The following is a 1471-nucleotide window of genomic DNA, read 5'->3' on the forward strand; positions in this document are numbered from 1 at the left end:
CCGCTGATGCCGGCGATGCGGCCGTTGGCCAGGGCGAAGATGGCCGCCGCCAGGCCGATCAGCGCGCCGCCGGCCAGCGCGCTCCAAGGGGTGAAGGCGTTCCAGTCGATGCTCATTGCTCCTGGCCCTCGCAGAACAGCCGGTACAGCGTCTCGATCACCGCCAGCGCCGCCGGGCTGCTGATGCGGTAATGGATCTGCTTGCCGTCGCGGCGGGTTGCCACCAGGCCTTCGCGGCGCAGCACGGCGAGCTGCTGCGACAGGGTCGGCTGCTGGATGCCGAGCAGCGCCTCCAGCTCGCTGACGTTGCGCTCGCCCTGGGCCAGCTGGCACAGCAGCAGCAGGCGGTCCGGGTTGGCCAGGGCCTTGAGCAGCTGGCCGGCGGCATCGGCATTGGCGCGCAGCTGCTGGATATCGAGGGCGTCGGTCATGGCTACACCTTAGACAAATACAATATGTATTTTTATATATTGTATTTTTGAAAAGTGTTAGCCAAGGCGACCAACGGTCAAGGCGTACGCCATAAACGCAAAAACCCGCCGAAGCGGGTTCTCTGGGCGTTGCCGCCGATCAGGAATCGGCGTCGGCAGCGGCCTGGTAGGCGGCGGCGTCGAGCAGCTTGTTCAGCTCGCTGGCATCGCTCGGCTTGAGCTTGAAGAACCAGCTGCCGTAGGGGTCGCTGTTGACGCTCTCGGGGCTGTCGGCCAGCGCCTCGTTGATCGCGATCACCTCGCCGCCGATCGGCGCGTAGATGTCGGAGGCGGCCTTGACCGACTCCACCACCCCGGCTTCCTGGCCGGCGTCCAGCTGCTTGCCGAGTTCCGGCAGCTCGATGAACACCACATCGCCGAGGGCTTCCTGGGCGTGGTCGGAAATGCCCACGGTCACGCTGCCGTCGGCCTCCAGGCGCGCCCACTCGTGGCTGGCGGCGTAACGCAGATCGGCGGGAATATTGCTCATGTGTCGTTCCTCGTAAGCGATGACGGCAAGCGGGCCGTCAGGACAATTTAGCAGGCCGCGGCGGGAGCGAAAGCCGGCGCCGTGGCCCGATGAATCAGATCAGGGTTTTGCCGTTACGTACAAAGCTCGGCTTGACCACCCGCACCGGGTACCACTTGCCACGGATTTCCACTTCGGCGCGCTCGCCGGTGGCCGCCGGCACACGGGCCAGGGCGATGGACTTGTTTAGCGTCGGCGAGAAGCTGCCGCTGGTGATCTCGCCGTCGCCGATGCCCTCGACGCGCACCACCTGATGCGCGCGCAGCACGCCGCGCTCCTCCAGCACCAGGCCGACCAGCTTGCTCGGGCAACCGGCGGCGCGCTGCGCCTCCAGTGCGGCGCGGCCGATGAAGTCGCGCGCGGCCGGCTCCCAGGCGATGGTCCAGGCCAGGTTGGCAGCCAGCGGCGAGACGCTCTCGTCCATGTCCTGGCCGTAGAGGTTCATCCCCGCCTCCAGGCGCAGGGTGTCGCGC

4 protein-coding genes are annotated in these 1471 nt (G+C 67.1%); all 4 read right to left on the minus strand.

Translation table 11 applies throughout. The features are described from left to right. Positions 1–116, minus strand: a 116-nt coding sequence (locus N878_RS29650; RefSeq protein ID WP_031303601.1) for a hypothetical protein, incomplete at its 3' end; no start/stop codon positions are given. Further along, entirely contained in the window at positions 113–430 is a 318-nt protein-coding gene (locus N878_RS20200; RefSeq protein WP_021445356.1) for a helix-turn-helix transcriptional regulator, read from the minus strand. The genes N878_RS20200 and N878_RS29650, both read right to left, overlap by 4 nt. A 139-nt stretch (positions 431–569) precedes the next feature. Next, entirely contained in the window at positions 570–959 is a 390-nt protein-coding gene (gene gcvH, locus N878_RS20205) for a glycine cleavage system protein GcvH (protein ID WP_021445357.1), read from the minus strand. Positions 960–1053: 94 nt separating this feature from the next. After that, positions 1054–1471: glycine cleavage T C-terminal barrel domain-containing protein (locus tag N878_RS20210; RefSeq protein ID WP_021445358.1), on the minus strand; the 418-nt coding region annotated here is incomplete at its 5' end.

The sequence above is a fragment of the Pseudomonas sp. EGD-AK9 genome, assembly GCF_000465935.2.
In the GTDB taxonomy this organism is placed as follows: Bacteria; Pseudomonadota; Gammaproteobacteria; order Pseudomonadales; family Pseudomonadaceae; genus Aquipseudomonas.